This is a genomic window from Pseudomonas sp. SCPG-7, from assembly GCF_002156405.1.
Lineage (GTDB): Bacteria > Pseudomonadota > Gammaproteobacteria > Pseudomonadales > Pseudomonadaceae > Aquipseudomonas > Aquipseudomonas parakoreensis.
In genome coordinates this window covers 59,202-84,553 of the sequence record NZ_MVOO01000002.1, presented here as the reverse complement: position 1 = coordinate 84,553, position 25,352 = coordinate 59,202, and the positions used below count along the sequence as shown (strand labels likewise).

At 60.7% G+C, this 25,352-nt stretch carries 27 protein-coding genes, 1 pseudogene and 1 riboswitch; of the genes and pseudogenes, 14 read left to right on the top strand and 14 right to left on the bottom strand.

Annotation, left to right across the window (positions count from 1 at the left end; translation table 11 throughout):
• Positions 1 to 338: 338 nt before the first annotated feature.
• Complete coding sequence (locus B1722_RS04760; RefSeq protein ID WP_086791625.1) at positions 339 to 2,021, bottom strand: fatty acid--CoA ligase; 1,683 nt, start codon at positions 2,019 to 2,021, stop codon at positions 339 to 341.
• A gap of 147 nt (positions 2,022 to 2,168) precedes the next feature.
• Complete coding sequence (locus B1722_RS04755; protein WP_041072401.1) at positions 2,169 to 3,353, bottom strand: MFS transporter; 1,185 nt, start codon at positions 3,351 to 3,353, stop codon at positions 2,169 to 2,171.
• Between the two features lie 100 nt (positions 3,354 to 3,453).
• On the opposite strand from B1722_RS04755, the gene B1722_RS04750 reads away from it, so the two are divergent.
• Entirely contained in the window at positions 3,454 to 4,218 is a 765-nt protein-coding gene (locus B1722_RS04750; RefSeq protein ID WP_086791623.1) for a helix-turn-helix domain-containing protein, read from the top strand.
• A 127-nt stretch (positions 4,219 to 4,345) separates the two neighbouring features.
• Here B1722_RS04750 and B1722_RS04745 read toward each other — a convergent pair whose 3' ends face one another.
• Positions 4,346 to 4,975 carry a LysE family translocator gene (locus tag B1722_RS04745; RefSeq protein WP_041072405.1) on the bottom strand — a complete coding sequence of 210 codons (630 nt, stop codon included), beginning with the start codon at positions 4,973 to 4,975 and terminating at the stop codon, positions 4,346 to 4,348.
• Between the two features lie 241 nt (positions 4,976 to 5,216).
• Here B1722_RS04745 and B1722_RS04740 point away from each other — a divergent pair, with 241 nt between their 5' ends.
• The 3 genes from B1722_RS04740 (at position 5,217) to B1722_RS04730 (ending at position 8,051) form a co-directional block, all read left to right on the top strand.
• Positions 5,217 to 6,182 (top strand): 2-hydroxyacid dehydrogenase, encoded by a 966-nt coding sequence (locus B1722_RS04740; RefSeq protein WP_086791621.1) that lies wholly within the window; start codon positions 5,217 to 5,219, stop codon positions 6,180 to 6,182.
• Positions 6,183 to 6,215: 33 nt separating this feature from the next.
• Complete coding sequence (locus tag B1722_RS04735; RefSeq protein ID WP_003228088.1) at positions 6,216 to 7,214, top strand: class I SAM-dependent methyltransferase; 999 nt, start codon at positions 6,216 to 6,218, stop codon at positions 7,212 to 7,214.
• A gap of 40 nt (positions 7,215 to 7,254) precedes the next feature.
• A riboswitch (yybP-ykoY riboswitch) is annotated at positions 7,255 to 7,377 on the top strand.
• A gap of 89 nt (positions 7,378 to 7,466) precedes the next feature.
• Positions 7,467 to 8,051, top strand: a complete 585-nt coding sequence (locus B1722_RS04730) for a TMEM165/GDT1 family protein (protein ID WP_047296462.1) — start codon at positions 7,467 to 7,469, stop codon at positions 8,049 to 8,051.
• A 171-nt stretch (positions 8,052 to 8,222) separates the two neighbouring features.
• Here B1722_RS04730 and B1722_RS04725 read toward each other — a convergent pair whose 3' ends face one another.
• Positions 8,223 to 9,041: a M48 family metallopeptidase gene (locus B1722_RS04725; protein WP_025109318.1), complete on the bottom strand. Its 819-nt coding sequence runs from the start codon at positions 9,039 to 9,041 to the stop codon at positions 8,223 to 8,225.
• A 185-nt stretch (positions 9,042 to 9,226) separates the two neighbouring features.
• Here B1722_RS04725 and B1722_RS30045 point away from each other — a divergent pair.
• Together B1722_RS30045 and B1722_RS30040 are read left to right on the top strand one after the other, a co-directional pair.
• A pseudogene (locus B1722_RS30045) lies at positions 9,227 to 10,591 on the top strand (HAMP domain-containing protein); the annotation flags it as partial.
• Between the two features lie 12 nt (positions 10,592 to 10,603).
• On the top strand, positions 10,604 to 11,446 hold the full coding sequence (locus tag B1722_RS30040) for a methyl-accepting chemotaxis protein (RefSeq protein ID WP_371851365.1): 843 nt from the start codon (positions 10,604 to 10,606) through the stop codon (positions 11,444 to 11,446).
• An 87-nt stretch (positions 11,447 to 11,533) separates the two neighbouring features.
• Here B1722_RS30040 and B1722_RS04715 read toward each other — a convergent pair whose 3' ends face one another.
• The 3 genes from B1722_RS04715 to B1722_RS04705 are packed head-to-tail and all read right to left on the bottom strand — an operon-like array spanning position 11,534 to position 12,646.
• Complete coding sequence (locus B1722_RS04715; RefSeq protein WP_086791613.1) at positions 11,534 to 12,157, bottom strand: SOS response-associated peptidase; 624 nt, start codon at positions 12,155 to 12,157, stop codon at positions 11,534 to 11,536.
• A 36-nt stretch (positions 12,158 to 12,193) separates the two neighbouring features.
• Positions 12,194 to 12,454, bottom strand: a complete 261-nt coding sequence (locus tag B1722_RS04710) for a putative signal transducing protein (protein WP_003228093.1) — start codon at positions 12,452 to 12,454, stop codon at positions 12,194 to 12,196.
• A gap of 9 nt (positions 12,455 to 12,463) precedes the next feature.
• Positions 12,464 to 12,646 carry a CPXCG motif-containing cysteine-rich protein gene (locus B1722_RS04705; RefSeq protein WP_020799766.1) on the bottom strand — a complete coding sequence of 61 codons (183 nt, stop codon included), beginning with the start codon at positions 12,644 to 12,646 and terminating at the stop codon, positions 12,464 to 12,466.
• A 142-nt stretch (positions 12,647 to 12,788) separates the two neighbouring features.
• Between B1722_RS04705 and B1722_RS04700 the strand changes: the two genes are divergently transcribed.
• Positions 12,789 to 13,952, top strand: a complete 1,164-nt coding sequence (locus B1722_RS04700) for a 1-acyl-sn-glycerol-3-phosphate acyltransferase (protein WP_174376906.1) — start codon at positions 12,789 to 12,791, stop codon at positions 13,950 to 13,952.
• An 88-nt stretch (positions 13,953 to 14,040) separates the two neighbouring features.
• Here the strand turns inward: B1722_RS04700 and B1722_RS04695 are convergent, their stop codons facing one another.
• Positions 14,041 to 14,319 carry a hypothetical protein gene (locus tag B1722_RS04695; RefSeq protein ID WP_007967709.1) on the bottom strand — a complete coding sequence of 93 codons (279 nt, stop codon included), beginning with the start codon at positions 14,317 to 14,319 and terminating at the stop codon, positions 14,041 to 14,043.
• 194 nt (positions 14,320 to 14,513) lie between these two features.
• Between B1722_RS04695 and B1722_RS04690 the strand changes: the two genes are divergently transcribed.
• The gene (locus tag B1722_RS04690) at positions 14,514 to 14,720 is read left to right on the top strand and encodes a hypothetical protein (protein ID WP_027612213.1); all 207 of its coding nucleotides are present in this window, start codon (positions 14,514 to 14,516) and stop codon (positions 14,718 to 14,720) included.
• 89 nt (positions 14,721 to 14,809) lie between these two features.
• On the opposite strand, the gene B1722_RS04685 is transcribed toward B1722_RS04690, so the two are convergent.
• Entirely contained in the window at positions 14,810 to 15,394 is a 585-nt protein-coding gene (locus B1722_RS04685; RefSeq protein WP_025109324.1) for a YajG family lipoprotein, read from the bottom strand.
• Positions 15,395 to 15,597: 203 nt separating this feature from the next.
• On the opposite strand from B1722_RS04685, the gene B1722_RS04680 reads away from it, so the two are divergent.
• Together B1722_RS04680 and mqo are read left to right on the top strand one after the other, a co-directional pair.
• Entirely contained in the window at positions 15,598 to 15,831 is a 234-nt protein-coding gene (locus B1722_RS04680; protein WP_041072422.1) for a hypothetical protein, read from the top strand.
• 708 nt (positions 15,832 to 16,539) lie between these two features.
• Positions 16,540 to 18,048: a malate dehydrogenase (quinone) gene (gene mqo, locus B1722_RS04675; protein WP_041072424.1), complete on the top strand. Its 1,509-nt coding sequence runs from the start codon at positions 16,540 to 16,542 to the stop codon at positions 18,046 to 18,048.
• A 180-nt stretch (positions 18,049 to 18,228) separates the two neighbouring features.
• On the opposite strand, the gene B1722_RS04670 is transcribed toward mqo, so the two are convergent.
• The 3 genes from B1722_RS04670 to B1722_RS04660 form a co-directional block, all read right to left on the bottom strand.
• On the bottom strand, positions 18,229 to 18,516 hold the full coding sequence (locus tag B1722_RS04670; protein WP_041072426.1) for a PA4642 family protein: 288 nt from the start codon (positions 18,514 to 18,516) through the stop codon (positions 18,229 to 18,231).
• A gap of 63 nt (positions 18,517 to 18,579) precedes the next feature.
• Positions 18,580 to 19,065 carry a hypothetical protein gene (locus B1722_RS04665; RefSeq protein ID WP_041072428.1) on the bottom strand — a complete coding sequence of 162 codons (486 nt, stop codon included), beginning with the start codon at positions 19,063 to 19,065 and terminating at the stop codon, positions 18,580 to 18,582.
• Positions 19,066 to 19,200: 135 nt separating this feature from the next.
• Positions 19,201 to 19,758, bottom strand: coding sequence for a hypoxanthine-guanine phosphoribosyltransferase (locus B1722_RS04660; RefSeq protein WP_041072430.1), 558 nt, complete (start codon positions 19,756 to 19,758; stop codon positions 19,201 to 19,203).
• A gap of 162 nt (positions 19,759 to 19,920) precedes the next feature.
• On the opposite strand from B1722_RS04660, the gene upp reads away from it, so the two are divergent.
• Both upp and B1722_RS04650 read left to right on the top strand, forming a co-directional pair.
• Complete coding sequence (gene upp, locus B1722_RS04655; RefSeq protein WP_041072432.1) at positions 19,921 to 20,559, top strand: uracil phosphoribosyltransferase; 639 nt, start codon at positions 19,921 to 19,923, stop codon at positions 20,557 to 20,559.
• A 2-nt stretch (positions 20,560 to 20,561) separates the two neighbouring features.
• Positions 20,562 to 21,836 carry a uracil-xanthine permease family protein gene (locus tag B1722_RS04650; protein WP_007951684.1) on the top strand — a complete coding sequence of 425 codons (1,275 nt, stop codon included), beginning with the start codon at positions 20,562 to 20,564 and terminating at the stop codon, positions 21,834 to 21,836.
• Positions 21,837 to 21,975: 139 nt separating this feature from the next.
• Here B1722_RS04650 and hemH read toward each other — a convergent pair whose 3' ends face one another.
• On the bottom strand, positions 21,976 to 23,001 hold the full coding sequence (hemH, locus tag B1722_RS04645; RefSeq protein WP_086791609.1) for a ferrochelatase: 1,026 nt from the start codon (positions 22,999 to 23,001) through the stop codon (positions 21,976 to 21,978).
• 13 nt (positions 23,002 to 23,014) lie between these two features.
• A complete protein-coding gene (locus tag B1722_RS04640; RefSeq protein ID WP_086791607.1) occupies positions 23,015 to 23,917 on the bottom strand; it encodes a TIGR01777 family oxidoreductase in 903 nt (300 codons plus the stop codon).
• Between the two features lie 197 nt (positions 23,918 to 24,114).
• On the opposite strand from B1722_RS04640, the gene B1722_RS04635 reads away from it, so the two are divergent.
• Together B1722_RS04635 and B1722_RS04630 are read left to right on the top strand one after the other, a co-directional pair.
• Positions 24,115 to 25,101 carry an NAD(P)/FAD-dependent oxidoreductase gene (locus tag B1722_RS04635; protein WP_047296478.1) on the top strand — a complete coding sequence of 329 codons (987 nt, stop codon included), beginning with the start codon at positions 24,115 to 24,117 and terminating at the stop codon, positions 25,099 to 25,101.
• Entirely contained in the window at positions 25,098 to 25,313 is a 216-nt protein-coding gene (locus tag B1722_RS04630; protein ID WP_041072442.1) for a TIGR02450 family Trp-rich protein, read from the top strand. The genes B1722_RS04635 and B1722_RS04630 overlap by 4 nt, the downstream gene beginning before the upstream one ends.
• Positions 25,314 to 25,352 lie beyond the last annotated feature (39 nt).

Genomic DNA, 25,352 nt, shown 5'->3' with positions numbered 1-25,352 from the left:
CGACGCTACTCCATGTGCATTATTGTTATGGCATTGAGTACTTTTAAAAACGCCTGGAAGACCGGGAGCCAGTAGCCGCCCGACGTCACTCCAAAGTTGCATCGCCCCGTGTCGTGCGTGTGCCCCGTTCTTAAAAATCCTTGAGCGGACTATAGCCAGCAGGCGGGTATCGCTTGATCCCTCTAAAGTGTGATTTGCAGCTGCCGACCACTCTGGAACAGTCCTTTCGCCAGTCCGACAGATGTCGGCTCGGCAAGGATGGCTGATTTTTTCGATTTAACAAGCCAAGCGCTTGCTTGGTGGGTCTGGCGCGCCGTTTTCGGCGCGCCAGCAGACACTCAAAGTGTCGAGAGGAAGGTGCTGTTGTTGGCCTGCCATTCGGTGATGTCGAGGCGGATGCGCTTCTTGTCGAGCTTGCCGACGCTGGTCTTGGGAATTTCCGTAACAAGGGCGATCTGGCTCGGGATCGCCCACTTGCTCAAGTGCCCCAGTTCCACGAACGGCTTGAGGTGTTCCTTGAGCTCGCGCGCACCGATCTCGTGCCCTTCGCGGATCACCAGCAGTGCAAACGGCCGCTCGCCCCATTGCGGATCGGCGATGCCCACCACTGCTACTTCACGTACCGCCACATGACGGCTGATCAGGTCTTCGAGGTCCAGCGAAGAGATCCACTCGCCGCCAGTCTTGATCACATCCTTGATGCGGTCGCGGATGTCGATCACGCCCATGCTGTCGAGCGTTGCCACATCGCCGGTGTGCAGCCACCCACCGGCCCACAGTTCGGCGCCCTTCTGCGGTTCGTTGAAATAGCCTTCGGTGAGCCACGGCGCACGCAGCACCAGTTCGCCCTGGGTTTCGCCGTCGGCGGGGAGGAAGTTGCCCTCGGCGTCGACAATCGCGGCTTCCACCAGCGGCCCCGGCACACCGGCCTTGATCCGGTAAGTGGTGCGCTCATCTTCAGTGCCGGCCATCAATTCATCGTTGAGGTGCGCACACGAGACCAGCGGCCCGGTCTCCGACATGCCGTACGCCGCCGTCAACTGAATGCCCCGGGCCTTGGCGGTTTCATACAGCGTGCGATTGAGCGCACTGCCGCCGATGACGATTTTCCAGCCGCCGAAATCGGTGCCCTGCGCGCCTTTGGCGTTGAGCAGCATTTGCAGGATGGTCGGCACGCAGTGGGAGAACGTGACCTTCTCCTTGCGCCACAGCTCGACCAGGAACTCCGGGTCGTAACGCCCCGGATAAACCTGCTTGAGCCCGAGCATCGTCGCCACGTACGGCAGGCCCCAGGCATGCACATGGAACATCGGCGTGATCGGCATGTACACATCGTTGGTGCCGAGCAGGCGCACGCTGTCGATCGCGCCCATGATCGTCGACACGCCCATGGTGTGCAGCACCAGTTGCCGATGGGTGAAATACACGCCCTTCGGATTGCCGGTGGTGCCGGTGGTGTAGAACGTGGTGGCGACGGAGTTCTCGTCGAAATCCTGAAAGTCGTAGTGCGCACTGGCGGCGGCCAGCAGTTGCTCGTACTCGCCGACCAGGTTCGGCAACTCGGCGGTCTTTTCCGGCAGATCGGTCAGCAGCAGGGTCTTCTCCACCGTGGTCAGGTGCGGCGCGATGGCCTGATACAGTCCGACGAACTCGCTGTTGACCAGCACGAAGCGGTCCTCGGCGTGGTTCATGGTGTAGAGGATCTGCTCCGGCGACAGCCGTACGTTGATGGTGTGAATCACCGCGCCGATCATCGGAATGGCGAACATGCATTCCAGGTAGCGATGGCTGTCCCAGTCCATCACCGCCACGGTGTCACCCGCCTTCACCCCGGCCGCCGTCAACACATTGGCCAGCCGCGCAATCCGCTCGATCAGGGTCGGATAGCTGTAGCGCAACTGGTCTCGGTAGATGATCTCGCGGGTTTTCTCGTAACGGGCGCCGGACATCAGCAACCGCTTGATCAGCAATGGATACTGGTAGGCCCCATCGGCCGGGGGAATGACGCGAGTCTGCAACATATGAATCCCTTTTCTGGCTGCACGGTGTTGGCGTAGAGAGCATTACTCTAGAGCCGTTATACCCCAGCCAAATCAGCCGAAGGAATGATTTGCACAGCCGTACAAATGCTAGCTTTGCGCCAGCATTTGCCGGTATTTCAGCGCCGATCAGGCCGTTTGCCCTACAGCAGCTTCGGAAGGCGTCCGTGGGAAAACCAGCGCAGCAAGGAAGGTCAATGCGCCGAAACCCGCCAGAATCAAGTAAAGCCCTACGAAACCATGACGCGGCTCGACATAGGCAATCAGCGGAATCGCTGTCGCACTGGCGCCGAACGACAGGCAGTAACGCAGGGCGAAGACCCGTGACTGCCACTGCGGCGCGACAAAATTGGCGACCATCGAGTCGTTCACCGTGACCTGACCGAACACCACGAACATGAACGCCGCACCGAGCACGATCACCGCCCAGCCATCGACATGGGCCATGCCGTACAGCAACGGCGCCTGAAACAGCGTCAGCACGAGAAACGGCCATTTCAGACTGATCCGGTGCAGCACTTGACCGATGCTCAGCTGCGCCACCGCACCGAAGGCATACGCCAGGCTGACCACCACGCCGAGGGTTTGCGGCGAGGCGAACAAGTCATGCAGACGTTCCTCAAACAGCTTCGGGTAGGTCATGGTGGTGGCGTTGAACACCACACCGCCGGTGGCCGTCGCCAGTGCCAGCACACCAAACACCATGAGCATCGAAATCCGCTGCCCGGCAGCGCCCTTCAGTGCGGTGTGTGGACGCTGCGGGATCGGCTCTTCGCGCACCTGCACGGCAAAGCCGATTCCCAGCATGATCGCCACCACGCCCGGTAACACAAAGGCCGAACGCCAGCCGAACTGCGCCACCAGCAACCCGGTGACCAGCGCCGAGAACGCCACGCCGAGGTTGCCCCACATGCCATTGATGCCGATCTCCCGCCCGCGATTCTGCGCGTAGGCCACCAGCATCGCGGTGCCCACCGGGTGGTAGATCGCGGCGAAAATTCCGATCAGGGTCAACCCGATCACCAGCATCGTCGGGCTGGTGCTCAGCCCGGTGAAGATCGCCGAGGCGCCGATGCCGAAGAAAAACACCAGCATCATCTGCCGCCGACTCCAGTGATCGCCCAGCCAGCCGGCGGGTAACGAGCAGGCGCCAAAGGCAATGAACCCACCCAGGGACAGACCGATCAGCGCGGCGTAGTCGAGACCAAAGGCCTGGGTCATGCCGAGCACGGCGGCGGGGAAAATCAGCATGAACATGTGATCGATCACATGGGCAGCATTGACGTAGCGGATCACGTTTCGAGATTGATTCATGGCAGCACGCTTGTGTTTGTTATGGGTGGAGGGTTGTCAGCGGCTTTATGCTAAGTTGGCGAAAAAGCGCATACCTGCCAACCAGGTCATCGAATCCGACATGTTAATCAGCCACTTCGAACACGGCCCGGTGAGTGCCTATCCCCGGGATTATCTGGACGGCGCGCACCAGCCGCTGCACCTGCACCGCGAGGCGCAGTTGCTGTATGCCGTCAGAGGGATCATGCGGGTGGTCACCGGCCTCGGTGCCTGGGTGATTCCGCCAAGCCGCGCGGTATGGATTCCACCGCAAGTCGCGCACGAGATATTCATGTCCGGCGATGTGCAGATGCGCTCGCTGTTCATTGCCCCCGAGCTGTCACCGGCCAGCCTGCAACAGTGCTGCGTGCTGGCGGTGACGCCGTTACTGCGCGAGCTGATCCTGCGCGCCGTACAAGGCCCGCCGCACGCGGACAATCCGCTGATCCAGCAGTTGATGCTGGAAGAGCTCGCCAGCCTGGAAAACCTGCCGCTGCACATTCCAATGCCCACCGACCGACGCCTGCAGAACATCTGTCTGGCGTTGCTGCACACCCCGGATCACCCCAACACCCTGGAAGACTGGGCGCAGCAGGTCGGCGCCAGCTCACGCACTCTGGCGCGGCTGTTCCAGCGACAACTGAAGATGAGTTTCAACGCCTGGCGCCAGCAACTGCGCCTGATGGAAGCGCTGCCGCGCCTGCTCGCCGGGGACAGCGTGCAGCGCGTGGCGCGGGACCTAGGGTACGGCAGCGCGCGGGCGTTCAGCGCGATGTTTCGCCGGTTGCTCGGGGAGAATCCCCGGGAGTACCTGAATAATCTGAGCAAACTCAGCCAACTCGTGTAGGAACTCCCCATCTCCCTGTGGGAGCGAGCTTGCTCGCGAAAGCAATCTTCCAGTCACCTGTGATATCGACTGATCCGACGCCTTCGCGAGCAAGCTCGCTCCCACAGTTTTGATCGGGCTTCAGCTCTTAGTGCATCTCGGTAAACGCGATTTTCACGCCGAGAGCGATCAGTACCGCGCCCATGGTGCGGTCGAACCAATGGCCCATGCGGGCAAAACCGGCACGTACACGTTGCTGACTGAACAGCATCGCCACCAGACAGAACCAGGTCGCAGTCGCCACCGCCAGGTAAACCCCGTACCCGGCCTGCACCGCCAGTGGCGTGTGCGGGTTGATCACCACGGTAAACAGCGACAGGAAAAACAGCGTGGCTTTCGGGTTCAGGCCATTGGTGACGAAGCCTGAAGTGAAGGCGCCGCGCGCGGTACGCACGCCAGCTTCCTTGTGCAGGTCATCGGTAACGGTTTTCGCCGGCTGCGCGCGCAAGGCTTTGAAGCCGATGTACAGCAGGTAAGCGGCGGCGGCCCATTTCAAGGCGTTGAACAGCACAATCGACTGCGACACGATCAGGCCGATGCCCAGCAGCGAATAACCCACATGCAGGAAAATCGCCGTGCCCACACCCAGCGCGGTCCAGGTGCCGGCGCGACGACCATGGGTCACGCTCTCGCGCACCACCACGGCAAAGTCCGGGCCGGGGCTGGCCACGGCCAGCAGGTGGATCAGGGCAACGGTCAAGAACTCGGTCCAGTACATGGGGGCTCCTCTGGAAGTAATCAGTCAAATCGGACTCATGGCGCAGATGTTTTCCCTGTGGGAGCGAGCTTGCTCGCGAAAGCGGTGTGTCAGACAACAGCAATTCGCTTGATCCGCCCTCTTCGCGAGCAAGCTCGCTCCCACAGGACTTGTGAGTACCTCTGGCTTTGAGTAACCAATTGTTTCATCTGGTAGGCTCGGCAGATTACGCCTTCCGTTCCAAGCACAAAAGGTACAGTTGATGACGAACCCGCGCCGCGCCGTATTCCTCGATCACCCGTCACTGGATCTCGGCGATCTCGACCTCAGCCCATTGCACGCCTGCTTCAGCGACCTGCAACTGTTCGCCCAGACCGCACCGGAACAAGTCGCCGAACGCCTGCACGGTGCCCGCGTGGCGATCACCAACAAGATCCGCATCGACGCCGCCGCGATGGCCGCCAATCCGGATCTGCAACTGATCCTGATTACCGCCACCGGCACCAACAACGTTGATCTGGACGCGGCTCGCGTCCACGGCATTACCGTGTGCAACTGTCAGGGTTACGGCACGCCGTCGGTGGCGCAGCACACGATCATGTTGCTGCTCAACCTCGCCACCCGCCTGGCCGATTATCAAAAAGCCGTCGGCGATGGTCGCTGGCAGCAAGCCAGACAGTTCTGCCTGCTGGACTACCCGATTGTCGAACTGGAGGGCAAAACCCTTGGCCTGCTCGGTCATGGCGAACTCGGCGGCGCGGTCGCAAGGCTGGCCGAAGCGTTTGGCATGCGTGTGTTGCTCGGGCAGATTCCCGGCCGCCCGGCACGCCCGGATCGTCTGCCCCTGAACGAACTGCTGCCGCAGATCGACGCCCTGACCCTGCACTGCCCGCTTAATGAACACACCCGACACTTCATCGGCGCCCGCGAGCTGGCGGCGATGAAACCCGGCGCCTTTGTGGTCAACACCGCTCGCGGTGGTTTGATCGACGAGCAAGCCTTGGCCGATGCCCTGCGCAACGGTCACCTCGGCGGTGCAGCGACCGATGTGCTCAGTGTCGAACCGCCGGTCAACGGCAATCCGCTGCTGGCGGGCGATATTCCACGGCTGATCGTCACTCCGCACAACGCCTGGGGCAGTCGCGAAGCACGGCAGCGTATCGTTGGCCAATTGACCGAAAACGCCCAGGCGTTCTTCAGCGGTACAGCGCTGCGGGTCGTCAGTTGATAAACTGCGGCACTTTTTTTCCAGGGAGCAGTTATGGATCCGCGCAGTGAAGTACTGCTTCGTCAGGCAGAGTTATTCCAGGGTTCGCTGTTGCTGGCCGGGTTGCCCGCCGACGATTTGCTCGGGCGTTTGCCGAATGCGTTCGGCTGGTGCTGGCACGCCGGCGATCAGGCCGCACTCGATGCACGTTTCGAAGGTCGCAGCCATTTCGGCGTAAACGTGCCGGAGCGCGAGTTCGACAGCGCCGTGGTGTTTTTGCCCAAGTCCAAGGACCTGACCGACTACATCCTCAACGCGGTGGCCGCACGTCTGCCCGGGCGCGAAGTGTTTCTGGTCGGGGAAAAACGCAGCGGAATCGAGGGTGCATCCAAGCAGCTCAACCCGTTCGGCAAGCCGCGCAAACTCGACAGCGCGCGCCATTGCCAACTGTGGCAAGTGACCGTGGCCAATGCGCCGGAAGCCAAATCGCTGGAAAGCCTGGCGCAGACTTACGAGCTGCCGCTGGCCGAAGGCCCGCTTAAAGTCATCAGCCTGCCGGGCGTGTTCAGTCATGGCCGACTGGATCGTGGCAGCGCGCTGCTGCTGGAGCACCTGGACAAACTGCCGAGCGGTCATCTGCTGGATTTCGGTTGTGGCGCCGGGGTTTTGGGCGCGGCGGTCAAACGGCGTTATCCGCACAATCAGGTGACCCTGCTCGACGTCGATGCCTTCGCCGCCGCCAGCAGTCGTCTTACTTTGGCGGCCAACGGTCTGGAAGCCGAAGTGCTGACCGGTGACGGCATCGATGCTGCACCCATGGGTTTGAACGCGATTCTGAGCAACCCGCCGTTCCATGTCGGGGTGCATACGGATTACTTCGCTACCGAGAACTTGCTGCGAAAAGCAGCCAAACATCTGAAAAACGGCGGCGAACTGCGCTTGGTTGCGAACAGCTTCCTGAAGTATCAGCCATTGATCGAAGAGCATCTGGGCGTGTGCGCGATCAAGGCCGAAGGCAATGGTTTCCGGATTTACCGGGCCAAGCGCGGCTGAAAATTAGCACTTGCCGAATGGATTCTGCCTAGGCAGAATCCGCTCCGTCCTAGGGGAGTAGTCTCCCACGAGCGCCAAGCTCGTCCGGCATACGTCAACATACTTGATCCTCAGATCATGGCGTATGCGACCCAAGCGTCCGCACCAGACGGATCGCAGGGTTTGACAAGACCTATGACACGCACACCTTACCCGGGGCGGGAAGGCTGTACGTGTCATAGCCGTGTCGACCCGCCCCTTAGGAAAATCCTGATGCTGGACTCGTTACTCGTTCCCACCGCAATCGTTGCCTTGGCCGAAATCGGCGACAAGACGCAACTGCTCGCGCTGATTCTCGCCGCTCGCTTTCGCAAACCCTGGCCGATCATTGCCGGTATCGTCGCCGCGACCCTGGCCAACCACGCAGCAGCCGGTGCGGTAGGCGCCTGGTTCGGCAGCTTCTTCTCCGACTCGGTGTTGCACTGGATTCTTGCCGCGAGCTTCGCCGCCACTGCCCTGTGGACGCTGGTCCCGGACAAGATGGATGACGATGAAGCCAGCACCGCGCGCAAGTTCGGCCCGTTCCTGACCACGCTGATCGCGTTCTTCCTGGCGGAAATCGGTGACAAGACCCAGATCGCCACCGTGATGCTGGCGGCGCAATACCCTGAGCTGTGGCTGGTGATTATCGGCACCACGGCAGGCATGCTGATTGCCAACGTGCCGGTGGTATTGGCGGGTAACTTTGCTGCGGAGAAATTGCCACTGACGTTGATCCGTCGCCTGGCGGCCTCGGCGTTCTTCATCCTGGCAATCGTCGCGGTGTACAAGGCAATGCAGAGCAGTGGCTGGGTTTAATTCCAGCCTGAAGTAACACTGAACTGTGGCGAGGGAGCTTGCTCCCGCTGGGCTGCGGAGCGGCCCAACCTCTGCAATTGCGGTTTAACAGTTTCACCGCTTTTGCTGCATTTACGACTGCTTCGCAGCCGAACGGGAGCAAGCTCCCTCGCCACAATGGCCCGATCTATCTCAGGACTTCGGGGCTTTTTCGTACAACGGCATCACCTTCGGAATTGCCGCCTGCAACGAAGCGATTCGGCTGGACGAGGCCGGGTGAGTGCTCATGAATTCCGGCGGTGCGCCTTCCGAGGCCTTGCTCATCTTGTTCCACAAGGTGATCGCCGCATTCGGGTTGTACCCGGCGCGGGCGGCCAGTTCGAGGCCAATCAGATCGGCTTCGTTTTCATTGGCGCGGCTGTTGGGCAAGGTCATGCCGTAGTTGGCCACGGTGTCGGCCAGCGCCAGGCTGTCCTGGCCCAGACCGAACAGCGCACCGGCACCCTGCTTGGCCATTTCAATGCCATAAGCCTTGGACATCGCTTCACGACCGTGCTCGCGCAGGGCGTGAGCGATTTCGTGGCCCATGACTGCGGCGATTTCATCGTCGGTCAGCTTCAGGCTGTCGATCAGCCCGGTATAGAAAATGATCTTGCCGCCAGGGCCGCAGTTGGCGTTGAGCTCATCGCTCTTGATCAGGTTGACTTCCCATTGCCACTGCGCGGCATCCGGGCGGAAGTTCGGTGCCTGGGCGATCAGCCGGTTGGCAATCGCCTGAACCCGCTTGGCCTCCGGGCTGGTCTTGTCCAGCACGCCTTTGCTCGACGCCTCGCCGACGGTCTTCTGATAGGACTGGGCATACATCTGGTCGACCTCTTGCGAGGACAGCATGCTGAACATGTACTGCTTGCGCTCCACGCCCACGGCTCCGCCGCTGGTGGTGTTGACCGACTGACAACCGGCCAGCAACAGCGCTGCGCTCAGTGCACTTACAACCAATGTCTTGTTCATTCAAAAGCTCCCTGAAAACCTGCCGCGTATCGTAGGGGGTGAATTGTATCGGCGCCAGATACAACAGACGTGTTGCAGCGTCTTTCGGAAGTTTCCCACCGCTGTTGTCGTAAAAAATTCACAGCAACCGGCAAGCCTGCTGCCGCTGCGTCGTGCACCGATCCATTTGCGACATCATCCGCCGAATGTTCCGCTCGCCACTCATGGCGCAATGCCTGCTGCCGATACAACAGCGCAGACGTCCTCTTGCGTGCGGAGCTCCCATGAAGTTCAAGTCGATCCAGTTTTCCGTCGCCGCCCTGGCCGGCGCCATCGTCCTCAGCGTGGTTGCCGCGCTGGTGCTGTACGCGCTGTTTTCCGGTGCCCGCACTCAAGACATGGTGCAGCAGCGCACTCAGGCGCAGTTCGAACAAGTCATCGAACAACGCCTGACCTCGTTGGCGCAGACCCAGGTCAGCCAGATCCAGCGCGAACTCGAAGCGCCGCTGCTGATTGCCGGCGGACTGGTGCGGGTCAACACGCTGCTCGGCACACCGGGCGCCGACGGCCAGCCGCGCCTGAGCGTCAGCCGCGAGCAACTGATCAGCCTGATCAAGGAAAACGTCGAGCAGAACCCGAAAATTCTCGGCACCTACATCGGCTGGGAAAAGAACGCACTGGATCACAATGACGCAGCCTATGTTGGCAGCGCCGTGATCGGTATCGACCCTGCCAACGGACGCTTCCTGCCGTGGTGGTTCCGCAATACCGACGGCAGTCTGGGCGTGGACAAACTGGCCGATGTCGACGATCAGAAAACCCTGTCCACCGGGGTGCGCGCCAGTGAGTATTACCTCTGTTCCAAGGAAACCAAAAAGCCCTGCGTGATCGATCCGGCGCCTTACAAAGTCGGCGACAAAGTCGTCATGCTCGCCTCGTTCATTGAACCGATCATGCTCAACGGCACTTTTCAAGGCATCGTCGGCGCCGACCTGTCGGTGAACTTCATTCAGGACATGCTCCTCGCCGCCAACCAGAAGCTGTACAGCGGCGCCGGGCAAATGGCCCTGATCGGCGGCAACGGGCGGATCGTGGCCTACACCCAGGACCCGAGCAAATTCGGTGAAAAGGTCAGCGACATTCTCGACGCCGAACAGATTGCCAACATGGCCAATCTCAAACGCGGCGAAGTCACCTACTCGGTCAACAAGGACAAGGGCCGCATCGAGTTGTACCTGCCATTCGGCATCGGCCAGACCGACGCGCGCTGGACCCTGATGCTGCAACTGCCGCTGAACGCGGTAATGGCCGATCTGCAGAAACTTCAGGCCGACCTCGATGCCCAGCGCAAATCCGACACCTTCGGTATGGCCATGGTCGGCCTGATCATCGCCGGCATCGGCCTGCTGGTGATCTGGCTGGTGGGCCACGGCATCGCCCGCCCCCTGAAGCAGATGGTCGCCATGCTCGATGACATTGCCAAAGGTGAAGGTGATCTGACCCGCCGCTTGAGCAGTGATCGCAGCGATGAACTCGGCTCGATTGCCAAAGGCTTCAACACCTTCCTCGCCAAGTTGCAGGCGATGATCACGCAGGTGGTGACGTCGGTGCAGAGCGTCAGCGATTCCTCCGAACACACGGCCGACATCGCGATTCGCACCAACATCGGCATTCAGAAACAAATGGCCGAGATCGATCAGGTCGCCACTGCCGTGCAGGAAATGACCGCCACTGCGCAAGACGTGGCGCGCAACGCCACCCAGGCAGCGCAAGCCGCCAGCCATGCGGATCAGGCCGCTGGCCAGGGCATGCAGATCGTCCGTGATACCTCGAATTCGATTGGTGCGCTGGCGCTGGAAATCGGCAAAGCCGTGGGCGTGGTGCAGACCCTGGCCAAGGACAGTGAAAACATCAACGCGATCCTGACGGCCATTCGCGGGATCGCCGAGCAGACCAACCTGCTGGCGCTGAACGCGGCGATCGAAGCGGCGCGTGCCGGCGAACAAGGGCGCGGCTTTGCCGTGGTGGCGGACGAGGTGCGCAATCTGGCGCAGAAGACCCAGAAGGCCACCGAAGAAATCCAGAGCATGATCCAGCAACTGCAACAGGGCACCCGCGACGTAGTGCGGGTCATGGAGGACAGCCAGAACCGCACCGACGAAAGCGTGCAGCACGCGGCGAAAGCCGCCGAGGCGCTGGAGACGATTACTCAGGCGGTGTCGGTGATCAATGACATGAACACGCAGATCGCCAGTGCCGCTGAAGAGCAAAGCGCCGTGGCGGATGACATCAACCGCAACGTGATCAATATCGGTCAGGTGGCCAATGAAGTGGCGGGCGGTGCGGATGAGTCGAGTTCGGCGAGTGCCGGCCTGACCAAACTGGCGGAGCAGCAGCGGCGGTTGATCAATCAGTTCAAGGTTTAACAGCAAGATCAAAAGATCGCAGCCTGCGGCGGCTCCTACAGAATCGATGCAGGAGCTGCCGCAGGCTGCGATCCTTTCGCTTTCACATCAACCCGGGGTCAGACACTCCGGCCCATTGAGCTTCGGATCATTCACCAGATTCGCCAGCACCCGCTCGCGCAATGCCGCCGGCTCACTGGCGAGCAAACCCTGCAGCACATGCAGCGGCGTCGCGGGATCGAGCCAGGCCGCCTGCCCCGCCTCATCGAGAATCAACGGTCGGCGCTGACTGGCCGCCGGCTGCGTGATGACGGCGGTGCTCAGCCACACCTGCTCCTGCACCGGATACGCCTCCCAGATCGCCGCGAAAAACAGCGATGAACCCTCACCCGGCGTCAGCCAGTACGGGCGCTTGCGCAGATTGCCACGCCATTCGTAGAAACCGTTGGCCGGCAGCAGGCAACGACGCAGGCGCAGCGCTTCACGGAACATCGGTTGCTCGGCGACCGTTTCCGCCCGGGCATGCGCCGGGGTTTTCGACAGATCGGTCAGCCACGGCGGCGTCAGCCCCCAACGGGCGCGGGCCAGCGTGCGTTGGCCGTCGGCCTCGGAGCGCAGCATCAACACCGAATCATTGGGAGAAATATTCCACTGCGCCTGCTGATCGGCGGGAAATCCGGGCAGGGCCGCGAAGTCGCGGTTCCAGCGAAACAGGGCATAACGTCCACACATGGGGCAACACGACTCAGCAATAAAACGAACGTCAGCCTAACAGACCAGCGTCCCGGGGAAGCTCTCCGGTTCATCGCCGGGCAGCGGCAGCGCGGCATTGTACGCGGTGATCAGCTCGCGGGCGTATTCGGCCTGATCGTTTTCGACCGACAACCCCAGCAGACCAAAAATCGGCAACTCCCCCGTGCCGCCGAGCAGATCCCGGCCCACCAGGTGCGCCTCGATGCCTTCGCTGGCGAGCATGCCCTTGAGCATCTCGCCTTCCATCAGGTTTTCCGGCTCGTAGATTCGCTGCATGGGCGCCCCTCACTCGTTTTCGCTAAAGACTTCCAGAAACCAGTCCTCGCCATGCACCTGCAAGACAAACGTAATCGGTCGACAACACACCTGACAGTCCTCGATGTAGGTCTGATCGCCGCCGGACAAGTCCACTGTCGTCTCTACCTCTTCACCACAATACGGACATTCATACAGTGCGCTTTCCAGCATCGCGGTCTCCCAGGTGACTTGTGCGTATAATCGCCGGTCTATTTGCAGGGCTATTTTTGTCTGGCTACTTTTTCAGACCGTGCCCCGTTGGTTTTCGATCAAAACCTTTACTTACCCTAGCCGTTTCCAACAAGAGAGCATGATGGGCGAATTCGATGCCATCCGACCTTACGACGACAGCGAAGTACCTGTGGTACTGGCAAGACTGCTCGGCGACAAGGCGTTTCTAGATATCCTCACCCACTTCCGCTTCCCGCGTTTTGCCGGTGCCTTCGGCTGGATGCTCAAACCACTTATAGCCCATCGGCTGCGTCGTGAGTTCGCCAGCGTGACCTCGGTGGCGACGTTGCAGGACAAGATCGAGTCCTACGTCGACCACACCATCGAGCGCGCCACCGACGGCGTGACCTACACGGGTGTCGAGCAATTCAAGTCCGGCAGCGCTTATCTGTTTATCGCCAACCACCGCGACATTGTGATGGACCCGGCCTTCGTCAACTATGCGGTGTACCACGCCGGCCTGCCGACGCCGCGCATCGCAATCGGCGACAACCTGCTGCAAAAGCCTTTTGTCAGCGATCTGATGCGCCTGAACAAGAGCTTCATCGTGCACCGTTCGATCACCGGGCGCCGCGAGAAGATGGCGGCGTATCAATTGCTGTCAGCGTACATCAACCACTCGATCCGCAACGATTGCGCCTCGATCTGGATCGCGCAGGCCGAAGGCCGGGCCAAGGACGGCGACGACCGTACCGAGTCGGCGATCCTCAAGATGTTCCACATGAGCCGCAAGGACGAGCCGTTCGGCGAAGTGATCCAGTCGCTGAACCTGACCCCGGTGTCGATCAGTTACGAATACGACCCGTGCGACCAGGCCAAGGCCCGCGAGCTGTATATCCGCGCCACCACCGGCACCTACGCCAAGGCACCGGGCGAGGATGACGTGAGCATCGCCAAGGGCATTACGGGCTACAAGGGCCGGGTGCACGTGAACTTCGCCGCGCCAATCACCGAGCTGTTCGAAGACACCAAGCAATTGGCGGTCGAGATGGACAAGCAGATTCTCGGCGGTTATCGCCTGTTCCCGGTGCATTACCTGGCATACGCGCAGTGGGCCGATGCCGATCCGCAACTGAACGTGCCGAAGGCTGCCGAGCTGTTCCCCGCCGACGAACTGGCCAAGGCGCAGGAAGAATGGCAGAGCCGTCTGGACGCCTGCCCTGTAGAGCATCGTCCGTATCTGGTGCTGCAATATGCGACGCCGGTGCGCAATCAGTACCGGGTGAAGGCTGGGTTACCGTTGTAAAACAAAAGCAAGATCAAAAGATCGCAGCCTGCGGCAGCTCCTACACCAATCTCCTGTAGGAGCTGCCGAAGGCTGCGATCTTTTGCTTTCAGAAGCGGGTGCTGATCCAGGAGACGATCAGGGCCAGGCCGAGGCAGGCAAAACCGAAGCGGTAGAAAAAGCGGTTCATGCGCAACGTCGCCCAATCCAGAATCGGTTCGGCGTTGGGTTGGGCCTGGCGCTGAGCGGCGATGCTGGCCATGGCGCGTTGTTCACGACGGCGAGTCGCATGCAGCAGCCAACTGCCGGGGAAGGCCAGTGCCAGCGCCAGCAGATTGATCAATTTGGCGGGATGGGCGGTAAACAGCGTCATCAAGTGCAGCGACATCACAGACCTCGGATCTGAATCAGTGTGGCAGGCGCCCGATCGACGACTGCGGCGCGGATTCTACCGAAACACTCCGCCACCACCCTACCCTTTGCGACAAATAACCTGACAATCGACCGATGGCTGTCCTGTGTCACGGCATCGTCATTTACATCGGCCACCATGCGCGCCTCGAAACACACATGGAACGCGACATGCTGCACGCCGAAAACCAGGATCGCCTGTACCTCATCACCCCGACCGACGAACAACAAAGCCTCGTCGGCAGCCTCGCCTTCAATGTTCAGGATCGCCACTGGCTGGTGTATTGCGCCCTCGGCGGGCATCAGCATGCGGATTTGCCGGAGACTGACCTGCTGACCGGTGTGAGCGTTCTCGACTTCTACTCCCAGGCCGCCTGACCCACATCGTCCTCTGTAGGAGCTGCCGCAGGCATGAAAAAGCCCGGCGCCATCACTGGCACCGGGCTTTTTCACATCAGCCGAACAGCTTACTCGGCGAGGATCTGACCCACGGTCGGGTCCTTGAACAGGCGAGTCAAGGCGTCGCTCAACACGTCGCTGACCAGCTTGGTGTTGGTTTCCTGGTTCGGCGCCATGCCGAACCGCTGGTCCAGCGAAGCACCGTAGCGGCCGCTGTAACGACGGTTGCCGCTCTGCACGTCGGAACGGAAGGTCGCGCCGATGGTGGCCTCGGTCACGTACATGCCTTCTTTCGGCGACTGGTACTTGAGCTCGGTCAGGGTCACGGTCAGCTGCGGCGCATTCATCGCGTTGCTGGTCGGGGTGAAGCCGAGCAGCCGCACGGCGGCTTCAGCCTGGGCCTGCAACTTCGGCAGGATCTGCTCGCGCTGTACGGTGATGGCGCTGGTTTCCGGGTACAGGCCGCCACGGGTGCCGAGGGTTGGCGACGGACGACCGTCAACCACGCGCACCACCACTTGCTGGCCATGGCCGACCGGGGCCAACTGCGTGGTCAGCTTCGGTTCCGGGCTCAGTTGTTGCGGGCTGTGGGCGCAGCCAACCAGGGTCAAACTGGTCACAGTGATCAAACCGAACAACAGGCGTTGCAACATGCTCTTTTCTCCAGAATCAGGCACAAACAGGCCGGCAGTATAGCGGTGGGCCACTGCGGGTAACCAGCACTCGACAGTGAATACTCAAATGTCTGACCCAGCCGAGAGAATGCGGTTCCTGTCACAGATTATTCACCGCCCATACACCTTGGCGTCACGGCCGCCTGGCAAGCTTCAAACCAGTCCCCAACAAGGTACTTGCCATGCGTTATCTGATCTCGTTGTTCGCTCCACGTCCGCTGCACCGCAGCTTCGCCCTGCTGGATCGCAACGGCCACTGCCAGGCCTTCAAACAGTGCAGCCTCAAGCCAATGGGCGACGGCTGGGTGGAAATCGAAGAAATCCGCCTCAACTGGTTGCACCAGCCGCTGCCCGCCAGCGCCCGGGTCATCGAGCAACAACCTCGCGCACGTGCCCAGGCGATGTTGAGCATCTGACCGGATGCCTAATAAAAGTCATTAAACTCGACCAACTGCCCGCATTTCTTCGATACAATCTCCCCCCGATTATAAGGACGTCTCCTGATCGGGCCCCGCAACACCGGCAATGCCCTGCATTCGCCATCAAAATCGCCCACAGAGAGCCGCCCACACAGATCGAGTGAAGTTGGCGCGCTTGCCTGTTCTTCCGGCAAAACCCCCGCTTTTCGCGAATCTGCAGAGCTGTCATACGCTCGGCCACCGCGTTGTTTTGCCTTTGCGGGCACGGTGCCAGGCCTGGACAGCCCTTTTTTGAGGTTCACGTCTTCAAAAGAGCGTGAAAAAAACGGGTTTTCACAACTTCACAAGAGTGTGGCGAGCAAATGAATAGTTTTGCGTCTGAACATGCACCATTAGCGTCTGTAACAGCCCAACGACACAGGACCGGGGATACCTCGAACATCGGAGCCTGAAGCCTGTCCGCTACGGATTTGGTTGCACAAAACGGATGTCTCGACCATAAGTCGAATTGCCAGCCGCGTGCTGAAATGAGTTCATGCAACTCTTGAAGCCAGGCCGCATGCATCCGTCGAAGTTGCGAAAAATTGCGAAGATTCGGACATGACGAACCTGACCATGGGTTATCCGGGGCTTAACTGACCTGCCCCGCCACTCCCTGGCAGCCATGCCGACAATTTGGTGCTGCAGATTTTGGAGACGCGTTAAATGGCGCATAACGAAGCAGTCGACGTAGTTCTGGTTGGGGCCGGCATCATGAGTGCCACCCTGGCAGTACTGCTCAAAGAACTCGACCCGACGATCAAGCTGGAAGTCGTCGAGTTGATGGATTCCGGGGCCGCGGAGAGTTCCAACCCGTGGAACAACGCCGGTACCGGCCACGCCGGCCTGTGCGAGCTGAACTACACGCCGCAGGCCGCCGACGGCAGCGTCGACATCAAGAAAGCCGTGCACATCAATACCCAGTTCGAAGTGTCCAAGCAGTTCTGGTCGTACCTGACCAAAAAAGGCACCTTCGGCTCGTGCAAGTCCTTCATCAGCCCGGTGCCGCACCTGAGCTTCGTCCAGGGTGACAAAGGCGTGTCGTTCCTCAAGGAACGCTTCAACGTGCTGCACAAGCACCACGCCTTCGCCGACATGGAATACACCGAAGACAAGGCCAAGATGGCCGAGTGGATGCCGCTGATGATGCCGGGCCGTTCGCCGGACGAAGTCCTGGCCGCGACCCGCGTGATGAACGGCACCGACGTCAACTTCGGCGCCCTGACCAATCAGTTGCTCAAGCACCTGACCAGCGCACCGGACACCCAGGTCAAATACTGCAAGCGCGTGACCGGCCTCAAGCGTAACGGCGCCGGCTGGACCGTCAGCATCAAGGACGTCAACAGCGGCAACAGCCGTGAAGTCGATGCCAAATTCGTCTTCCTCGGCGCCGGTGGCGCGGCCCTGCCGCTGCTGCAGGCTTCGGGCATCGAGGAAAGCAAAGGCTTCGGCGGCTTCCCGATCAGTGGCCAGTGGCTGCGTTGCGATAACCCGGAAGTGGTCAAGCACCACCAGGCCAAGGTCTACAGCCAGGCCGCGGTGGGTTCGCCGCCCATGTCCGTGCCGCACCTGGACACCCGCGTGGTCGACGGCAAGAAATCCCTGCTGTTCGGGCCATACGCCGGTTTCACCACCAAGTTCCTCAAGCACGGCTCCTTCATGGACCTGCCACTGTCGGTTCGCGCGGGCAACATCGGGCCGATGCTGGCAGTGGCGAAAAACAACATGGACCTGACCAAGTACCTGGTCAGCGAAGTGATGCAATCGATGGAGCAGCGTCTGGACTCCCTGCGCCGCTTCTACCCGGAGGCGAAAGCCGAAGACTGGCGCCTGGAAGTGGCCGGCCAACGGGTACAGATCATCAAGAAGGACCCGAAAAAGGGCGGCATCCTGCAATTCGGTACCGAGCTGGTCGCAGCGAAAGACGGCTCCCTCGCCGCCCTGCTCGGCGCTTCGCCAGGCGCTTCAGTGACCGTTTCGATCATGCTGGAACTGATCGAGAAATGCTTCCCGGCCAAGGCCAAGGGTGAGTGGGCGGCCAAACTGGCGGAGATCTTCCCGGCCCGTGAAAAGGTTCTGGAAACCGATGCTGCGCTGTATCGCAAGATCAACACGCAGAACAACATCGCCCTGGAACTGGTTGAAGAAAGCAGCGAGACCCCAAGCTTCGCTTGATCTTGCGACATGAAAAACGCCCCGTACTCAGTGAGTGCGGGGCGTTTTTTTTGGCCGAAATTTGAAACTCTGACCTCTGTGGCGAGGGAGCTTGCTCCCGCCGGGCTGCGCAGCGGCCCCAAAATCTCGTGAGCGCTGCGCACTCAAGCGGGAGCAAGCTCCCTCGCCACAGGGATGATCTTAACCGCGCGCCTTGTCGATCAGCTCAATGTACTCGGCCGCGTTACGCTGATCCTTGATCAGATCAACAAACGTCTGGCCCTGTTCATCCTTGCCATCAACGTCGTAACCGGCAGCCACGAAGAACGTCAGGAAGCGCTCGAAATCGTCGATGCGCAAACCACGATAGGCCTTGATCAGTTTGTGCAGCGACGGCGAAGTGGCGTCGACCGGCTCAAAATCGAGGAACAGCTTGATCTGCTCATCGCCGATCTCGTCACCAATCACCTGTTTCTTATCTTTACGCATTGCCGACTCCAGCTCGCAGACATTACACGGGGCGGGCAGTTTACCCCTGCCCAGCCACAAGGCTCAACGCGCACGAACGGCCCCGGTGTGCAGATCGGCCCAGATGTGGCCGTTGGCGTAACTGAGGAACTGTACATACACGGTGTCGTTGCGCAGCAGATCGACCACCACCCGGTATTGGGCCAGCGGGTAGAACAGGGTCAGGGTCTTGCTCTTGTCGTCATAAACCGGTTTTTTCAGGCTTTTGCTTTCGCCATCGAAATTGACCAGCACCTGGGTGATGGTTGCGCCCTTGTTCAGCGACTTGCCCTTGAGGCGGATCATCAGCGGTGAGGTCACCGGAATCGGCTGCTGATTGGACTGGCGTTGCGCACCGACCACCACCGAATAATCGGTGACCTGCAGCAGTTGTTGCTGCTCGGGTTCGGCATCACGCAGGGTCAGGTCGTCCGGCGGTAGAAACTGACTGTGCATCGGCGCCGGGGCGGCGGCCAGAGGCAGGCTGAGGGTCAGCAACAGGGCGGCAAAGCTGCGGATCAAGAGGCTCATGGCAGGCTCCGGGGGCAGGGCCGAGCACTCTAGCATGGGATTAAAAGCAAAAGATCGCAGCCTTCGGCAGCTCCTACAGGGTGTACATCAATCCCCCTGTAGGAGCTGCCGAAGGCTGCGATCTTTTGATCTTGCTTACATGCCTTTAACGGCAAAGATCCCGTTGGCGTTGCGCCAGTAGCCTTTGTAGTCCATGCCGTAACCGAAGATGTAGCGGTCAACGCATGGCAGGCCGACGAAGTCTGCCTTCAGGTCAGGACGTGCCTTGCGGTCGTGGTCCTTGTCGATCAGCACGGCGGTGTGCACTTTGCGCGCGCCGGCGTGTTTGCAGAAGTCGATGATCGCGCCCAGGGTGTGACCTTCGTCGAGGATGTCGTCGATGATCAGCACGTCGCGGTCGATGAACGAGACTTCCGGCTTGGCTTTCCAGAACAGGTCGCCGCCGCTGGTTTCGTTGCGATAACGGGTGGCGTGCAGGTAGGAGGCTTCCAGCGGGAACTGCAGATGAGTCAGCAGTTTGCCGGAGAAGATCAGGCCGCCGTTCATCACGCAGAACACCACCGGGTTGCTGTCGGCCAGTTGTTCGTTGATGTGTGCACCGACGCGGGCGATGGCGGCCTCGACTTCAGCTTCGGTGTACAGGCAGTCAGCCTCTCGCATGATTTGACGGATATGCTCGAGATCAGCGGACATGGCGCTCTCCAGGGGTGGCGGAATTGGAAAAGCGGGCAAAGGTACGCATCCCGCGAGGTCGAATCAAGCGTTAATGGACTAACGTATTCAATGTCCTATAGGACATCACCCTCGGATAGATTAATCTAGGCCGGTTTTTTTGCCCGCCGCCGGAGTTTTTCCATGCCCATCCTCGAGATCCGCCATCCGCTGATCCGCCATAAACTCGGCCTGATGCGCCGCGCTGACATCAGCACCAAGAATTTCCGTGAGCTTGCTCAGGAAGTCGGCGCCCTGTTGACCTATGAAGCTACCAAAGACCTGCCCCTGGAAACCTACGATATTCCAGGTTGGTGCGGCACCGTGTCGGTGGAGAAAATCGCCGGCAAGAAGATCACCGTCGTGCCGATCCTGCGCGCCGGCATCGGCATGCTCGAAGGCGTGCTGAGTCTGATCCCGGGCGCCAAGGTTTCCGCAGTGGGCGTCGCCCGCAACGAAGAAACCCTGCAAGCGCACACCTACCTGGAAAAACTGGTTCCGGAAATCGACGAACGGTTGGCGATGATCATCGACCCGATGCTCGCCACCGGCAGCTCCATGGTCGCGACCATCGACCTGCTGAAGAAAGCCGGCTGCAAGGACATCCGCGCAATGGTGCTGGTCGCCGCGCCGGAAGGCATTGCTGCCGTAGAAAAGGCTCACCCGGACGTGACCATCTACACCGCGTCCATCGATGAGCGCTTGAACGAGCACGGTTACATCATCCCTGGGCTTGGCGACGCCGGTGACAAGATCTTCGGCACCAAGCAGAAGGACGCGTAAACATGCAGCAAGAGTTCAACGATCCGCTCTGGCGCACGGTGCTGTCCGGTGCCCAGATGCTGTTCGTGGCTTTCGGCGCCTTGGTGCTGATGCCGCTGATCACGGGTCTTGACCCGAACGTGGCACTGTTTACCGCGGGTTTAGGGACGATCCTGTTCCAGATCGTCACCGGGCGTCAGGTGCCGGTGTTCCTCGCGTCGAGCTTTGCCTTCATCACTCCGATCATTCTCGCCAAGGGCCAGTTCGGCCTCGCCGCGACCATGGGCGGCGTGATGGCGGCCGGTTTCGTCTATACCTTCCTCGGCCTTGCCGTGAAGATCAAAGGCACCGGTTTCATTGACCGTCTGCTGCCACCGGTAGTGATTGGTCCGGTGATCATCTCCATCGGCCTGGCCATGGCACCGATTGCCGCGAACATGGCAATGGGCAAGGCGGGTGATGGTTCTGAACTGATCCACTACCAGACCGCGATGATGATCTCGATGCCGGCGCTGCTGACCACGTTGATCGTGGCGGTGTTCGGCAAAGGCATTTTCCGCCTGGTGCCGATCATTTCCGGGGTGCTGGTCGGTTTTGCCATGTCGTTTTATTTCGGCGTGGTCGATACCGCGAAGATTGCTGCCGCGCCATGGTTCGCCCTGCCGCACTTCACGGCACCCGAGTTCAACTGGCAGGCGATCCTGTTCATCGTTCCAGTGGCGCTGGCGCCGGCCATCGAGCACATCGGCGGCGTAATCGCAGTAGGCAGTGTGACCGGTCGTGACTATCTGAAGAAGCCGGGCCTGCATCGCACCCTGCTGGGTGACGGCATCGCTACCACGGCCGCCGGCCTGTTTGGCGGCCCACCGAACACCACCTATGCCGAAGTGACCGGCGCGGTGATGCTGACCAAGAACTACAACCCGAAAATCATGACCTGGGCGGCGATCTTCGCCATCACCCTGGCGTTCATCGGCAAGTTCGGCGCGCTGCTGCAAAGCATTCCGGTGCCGGTGATGGGCGGGATTCTGTGCCTGCTGTTCGGCTCGATTGCCGCGGTGGGGATGAACACCCTGATCCGTCACAAAATCGATCTGGGCGAAGCGCGCAATCTGGTGATCGTCTCGGTGACCCTGGTGTTCGGCATCGGCGGTGTGCTGGTCGGCACCGGCACTGGCCCGGACGACTTCGGCCTCAAAGGCATCGCGTTGTGCGCGGTGGTGGCGATTGCGCTGAACCTGATCCTGCCGGGCAATGACAGCTGGAAGCACAAGAAGGCGGATGAGCCGCTAATCTAAAATCTGCTCATGACCTTTGGCGAGGGAGCTTGCTCCCGCTTGACTGCGAAGCAGTCATAAACTCGGCGGATGCGGTTTCCTGTGAACCGCGTTCGCAGGGTTTGGGGCTGCTTCGCAACCAGCTCCCTCGCCACAACAGCTACAGCGCCAACGGCGCTCTCTCGCACAGGGTTGCCAACGCCTTCGCCCATTGCGGGTCGTCATTCAGGCACGGCACCAGCACCAGCTCCTCGCCCCCCGCCTCGCGGAACTGTTCCTGGCCGCGATCCCCGATCTCTTCCAGCGTCTCGATGCAATCGGCGACAAACGCCGGGCACATCACCAGAATCTTTTTCACGCCGCTTTTCGCCAGCTCATCCAGCCGCGCCTCGGTGTAGGGTTCGATCCACTTGGCCCGCCCCAGACGCGACTGAAATGACACCGACCATTTGCCATCGGCAATGCCTGCGCGCCTGGCGAACTCAGAGGCGGTGCGTAGGCACTGGGCGCGGTAACAGGTGGCCAGTACTGCCGGCGAGGCATTCTTGCAGCAGTCTTCGTTTTTGAGGCAGTGATTGCCCGTCGGATCGAGCTTGGTCAGGTGCCGCTCTGGCAAGCCATGGAAGCTCAGCAGCAAGTGATCGTAGTCCTGCTGCAAGTGCGGTTGGGCGCTGGCGACCAGTGCATCGAGGTATTCCGGCTGATCGTAGAACGGTTGCAGCACCGACAGTTTCACGTCGAGCTTGTTCTCGCGAATCACCCGCTTGGCTTCTTCGATCACCGTGGTGGTGGTGCTGTCGGCGAACTGTGGATAAAGCGGCGCCAGCGTAATGCGCTTGTGCCCGGCGGCGACCAGTTGCAGCAATTTCGTTTCAATCGACGGCTCGCCGTAACGCATGGCCAGTTCCACCGGGCCATGGGTCCAACGGGTTGTCATCTGCTGCTGCAGACGACGGCTCAGCACCACCAGCGGCGAACCCTCCTCCCACCAGATCGACGCGTAGGCATGGGCCGATTGTTCGGGGCGCTTGATCAGGATCAGCGACACCAACAGCCGCCGCACCGGCCACGGCAGGTCGATCACGTACGGGTCCATCAGAAATTGATTGAGGTAGCTGCGTACATCGGCCACCGAAGTGGAGGCCGGGGAGCCCAGGTTGACCAGAAGCAAGGCGTGATCGGTCATGCATCGTCCTATTTCAAAGGCGGCCGGAGAGATCATCCAGAGCCGCGCGCAAATCCGTGAACTGGAAAGTGAAACCCGCTTCCAGCAAGCGTGCCGGCATGGCGCGTTGGCCACCCAGCAACAGCAAAGACATTTCGCCAAGCCCGACCTTCAGCGCCAGGGCCGGCATCGGCATGAACGCCGGACGATGCAGCACGCTGCCCAGCGTCTTGGCAAACTCGCGATTGCGCACCGGTTTCGGTGCGCAGGCATTATAAGGACCGCTCGCCTGATCGCGGTGCAGAAGAAAATCAATCAGGGCGATTTGATCATCAATATGAATCCATGGCATCCACTGCCGACCATTGCCCAAAGGCCCGCCCAGCCCAAGCTTGAACGGCAGCAACAGTCGCGACAAAAAGCCGCCCTCGGCTGATAGCACCAGCCCGGTTCGTACCAGCACCACGCGCACGCCCAATGCTTCGGCACGCTGCGCGGTTTCCTCCCAGGCGATGCACAACTGGCTGGCAAAATCGTCGATCACCGGCGGTGAGTCCTCGGTCAGCTCGCGCTCACCGCCGTCACCGTACCAACCGACTGCAGAACCGGAAATCAACAACGCCGGTTTCTGTTGTCGTGTTTCCAACCAGGCCAGCAGGGTTTCAGTCAGGGTGATGCGGCTGCTCCACAACAACGCTTTGCGCCGATGGGTCCATGGCCGATCCGCGATCGGTGCTCCAGCCAGATTGACGATTGCGTCCAGTGGCTCGTTGCCGAAGTCTTCGAGACGGGCAATACCGCGCACCTGCGCACCGCAGATCTGCGCGACTTTCTCCGGACGCCGACTCCACACCGTCAGTTGATGGCCTTGCCTGGACCAATACTGACAGAGCTGACGTCCGATCAAACCAGTACCGCCGGTCAGCAATATGCGCATGACATCTTCCTCGCGTGGCGTTTTACCCGGATCACTAGTCTATTTTTATAAGCAGGGATCTTTTCTATCGGGCAGGCTCTATTGTTTAACCATAGGCCAAGCTGTCAGAACGAGAACGCTAGAAGTTATACCAAAAAACAAAATTGTACAGGTTTCATTGACGGCGTAGTCTGTACAGAAAGGTAAACGAGGCCCCTATGACTGTACCTATCGCAATCATCGGCACCGGCATCGCCGGACTCTCCGCCGCGCAAGCGCTGACAGAGGCCGGACACACCGTCCAGCTCTTCGACAAAAGCCGCGGCAGCGGCGGGCGCATGTCGAGCAAACGCAGCGACGCCGGTTCTCTGGACATGGGCGCGCAATATTTCACCGCCCGCGACCGGCGTTTCGTCACCGAGGTGCAGCGCTGGCAGAGCCAGGGCTGGGTCGCCGAATGGCAACCGCAGCTCTACACCTGTCAGGGCGGGCAATTGAATCTGTCGCCGGACGAGCAGACCCGTTGGGTCGGCACGCCGCGCATGAGCGCCATCACCCGCGGCTTGCTCAATGGCCTGGAAGTGCACTTTGCCTGCCGCATCACCGAGGTGTTTCGCGGCGAAGAACATTGGCATTTGCAGGACGCCGAAGGCTTCACCCATGGCCCCTTCAGCCATGTGGTGATCGCCACCCCGGCGCCGCAAGCCACCGCATTGCTGGCCGCCGCACCGAAACTCGCCGGCGCGGCCGCCGGGGTGAAAATGGACCCGACCTGGGCCGTCGCCCTCGCCTTCGATACTCCACTGGACACACCGATCGAAGGTTGCTTTGTGCAGGACAGCCCGCTCGACTGGCTGGCACGCAACCGCAGCAAACCGGGACGTGACACGACGTGCGACACCTGGGTGCTGCACGCCAGCAGCGCCTGGAGCCGGCAACACATCGACCTGCCCAAGGAAGCGGTGATCGAGCAACTGCACGGTGCCTTCGCCGAACTGCTGCACAGCGCCATGCCCGCGCCGACCTTCAGCCTCGCCCACCGCTGGCTCTACGCGCGCCCTGCGACCGGCCACGAATGGGGCACGCTGGCCGACGCCGATCTGGGCCTGTATGCCTGCGGCGACTGGTGCCTGTCGGGGCGCGTCGAGGGGGCCTGGCTCAGCGGCCAGGAAGCTGCACGCCGTTTGCACGAACACCTGCAATGAACCGCATCAATCCGCAAAAGCTGCTGCTCTCGAAGTGGACAGCAGCCCACCCGCAAAACCGTGAAAAGCATTTTCTGGTCACCGAGCTGTTCCGTGATGAGGAAGGTACGGTGCTGGAGGTTGAATTGCAGGCGGTGCTGACCAAGCGCGCCGAACGCCTCGGTTGGCAGACGCTTAAAGACAACACTCACTGGTTATCCGGCTGGAAATGATTTCCCGGTGGGACGTTAAACCTGGAAAAACTTATACAA

Excerpts from the sequence above, each read along its gene's own strand:
- B1722_RS04760 (WP_086791625.1), bottom strand. The coding sequence starts at position 2,021 with ATGTTGCAGACTCGCGTCATTCCCCCGGCCGATGGGGCCTACCAGTAT.
- B1722_RS04755 (WP_041072401.1), bottom strand. The coding sequence starts at position 3,353 with ATGAATCAATCTCGAAACGTGATCCGCTACGTCAATGCTGCCCATGTG.
- B1722_RS04750 (WP_086791623.1), top strand. The coding sequence starts at position 3,454 with ATGTTAATCAGCCACTTCGAACACGGCCCGGTGAGTGCCTATCCCCGG.
- B1722_RS04745 (WP_041072405.1), bottom strand. The coding sequence starts at position 4,975 with ATGTACTGGACCGAGTTCTTGACCGTTGCCCTGATCCACCTGCTGGCC.
- B1722_RS04740 (WP_086791621.1), top strand. The coding sequence starts at position 5,217 with ATGACGAACCCGCGCCGCGCCGTATTCCTCGATCACCCGTCACTGGAT.
- B1722_RS04735 (WP_003228088.1), top strand. The coding sequence starts at position 6,216 with ATGGATCCGCGCAGTGAAGTACTGCTTCGTCAGGCAGAGTTATTCCAG.
- B1722_RS04730 (WP_047296462.1), top strand. The coding sequence starts at position 7,467 with ATGCTGGACTCGTTACTCGTTCCCACCGCAATCGTTGCCTTGGCCGAA.
- B1722_RS04725 (WP_025109318.1), bottom strand. The coding sequence starts at position 9,041 with ATGAACAAGACATTGGTTGTAAGTGCACTGAGCGCAGCGCTGTTGCTG.
- B1722_RS30040 (WP_371851365.1), top strand. The coding sequence starts at position 10,604 with ATGATCACGCAGGTGGTGACGTCGGTGCAGAGCGTCAGCGATTCCTCC.
- B1722_RS04715 (WP_086791613.1), bottom strand. The coding sequence starts at position 12,157 with ATGTGTGGACGTTATGCCCTGTTTCGCTGGAACCGCGACTTCGCGGCC.
- B1722_RS04710 (WP_003228093.1), bottom strand. The coding sequence starts at position 12,454 with ATGCAGCGAATCTACGAGCCGGAAAACCTGATGGAAGGCGAGATGCTC.
- B1722_RS04705 (WP_020799766.1), bottom strand. The coding sequence starts at position 12,646 with ATGCTGGAAAGCGCACTGTATGAATGTCCGTATTGTGGTGAAGAGGTA.
- B1722_RS04700 (WP_174376906.1), top strand. The coding sequence starts at position 12,789 with ATGGGCGAATTCGATGCCATCCGACCTTACGACGACAGCGAAGTACCT.
- B1722_RS04695 (WP_007967709.1), bottom strand. The coding sequence starts at position 14,319 with ATGTCGCTGCACTTGATGACGCTGTTTACCGCCCATCCCGCCAAATTG.
- B1722_RS04690 (WP_027612213.1), top strand. The coding sequence starts at position 14,514 with ATGCTGCACGCCGAAAACCAGGATCGCCTGTACCTCATCACCCCGACC.
- B1722_RS04685 (WP_025109324.1), bottom strand. The coding sequence starts at position 15,394 with ATGTTGCAACGCCTGTTGTTCGGTTTGATCACTGTGACCAGTTTGACC.
- B1722_RS04680 (WP_041072422.1), top strand. The coding sequence starts at position 15,598 with ATGCGTTATCTGATCTCGTTGTTCGCTCCACGTCCGCTGCACCGCAGC.
- mqo (WP_041072424.1), top strand. The coding sequence starts at position 16,540 with ATGGCGCATAACGAAGCAGTCGACGTAGTTCTGGTTGGGGCCGGCATC.
- B1722_RS04670 (WP_041072426.1), bottom strand. The coding sequence starts at position 18,516 with ATGCGTAAAGATAAGAAACAGGTGATTGGTGACGAGATCGGCGATGAG.
- B1722_RS04665 (WP_041072428.1), bottom strand. The coding sequence starts at position 19,065 with ATGAGCCTCTTGATCCGCAGCTTTGCCGCCCTGTTGCTGACCCTCAGC.
- B1722_RS04660 (WP_041072430.1), bottom strand. The coding sequence starts at position 19,758 with ATGTCCGCTGATCTCGAGCATATCCGTCAAATCATGCGAGAGGCTGAC.
- upp (WP_041072432.1), top strand. The coding sequence starts at position 19,921 with ATGCCCATCCTCGAGATCCGCCATCCGCTGATCCGCCATAAACTCGGC.
- B1722_RS04650 (WP_007951684.1), top strand. The coding sequence starts at position 20,562 with ATGCAGCAAGAGTTCAACGATCCGCTCTGGCGCACGGTGCTGTCCGGT.
- hemH (WP_086791609.1), bottom strand. The coding sequence starts at position 23,001 with ATGACCGATCACGCCTTGCTTCTGGTCAACCTGGGCTCCCCGGCCTCC.
- B1722_RS04640 (WP_086791607.1), bottom strand. The coding sequence starts at position 23,917 with ATGCGCATATTGCTGACCGGCGGTACTGGTTTGATCGGACGTCAGCTC.
- B1722_RS04635 (WP_047296478.1), top strand. The coding sequence starts at position 24,115 with ATGACTGTACCTATCGCAATCATCGGCACCGGCATCGCCGGACTCTCC.
- B1722_RS04630 (WP_041072442.1), top strand. The coding sequence starts at position 25,098 with ATGAACCGCATCAATCCGCAAAAGCTGCTGCTCTCGAAGTGGACAGCA.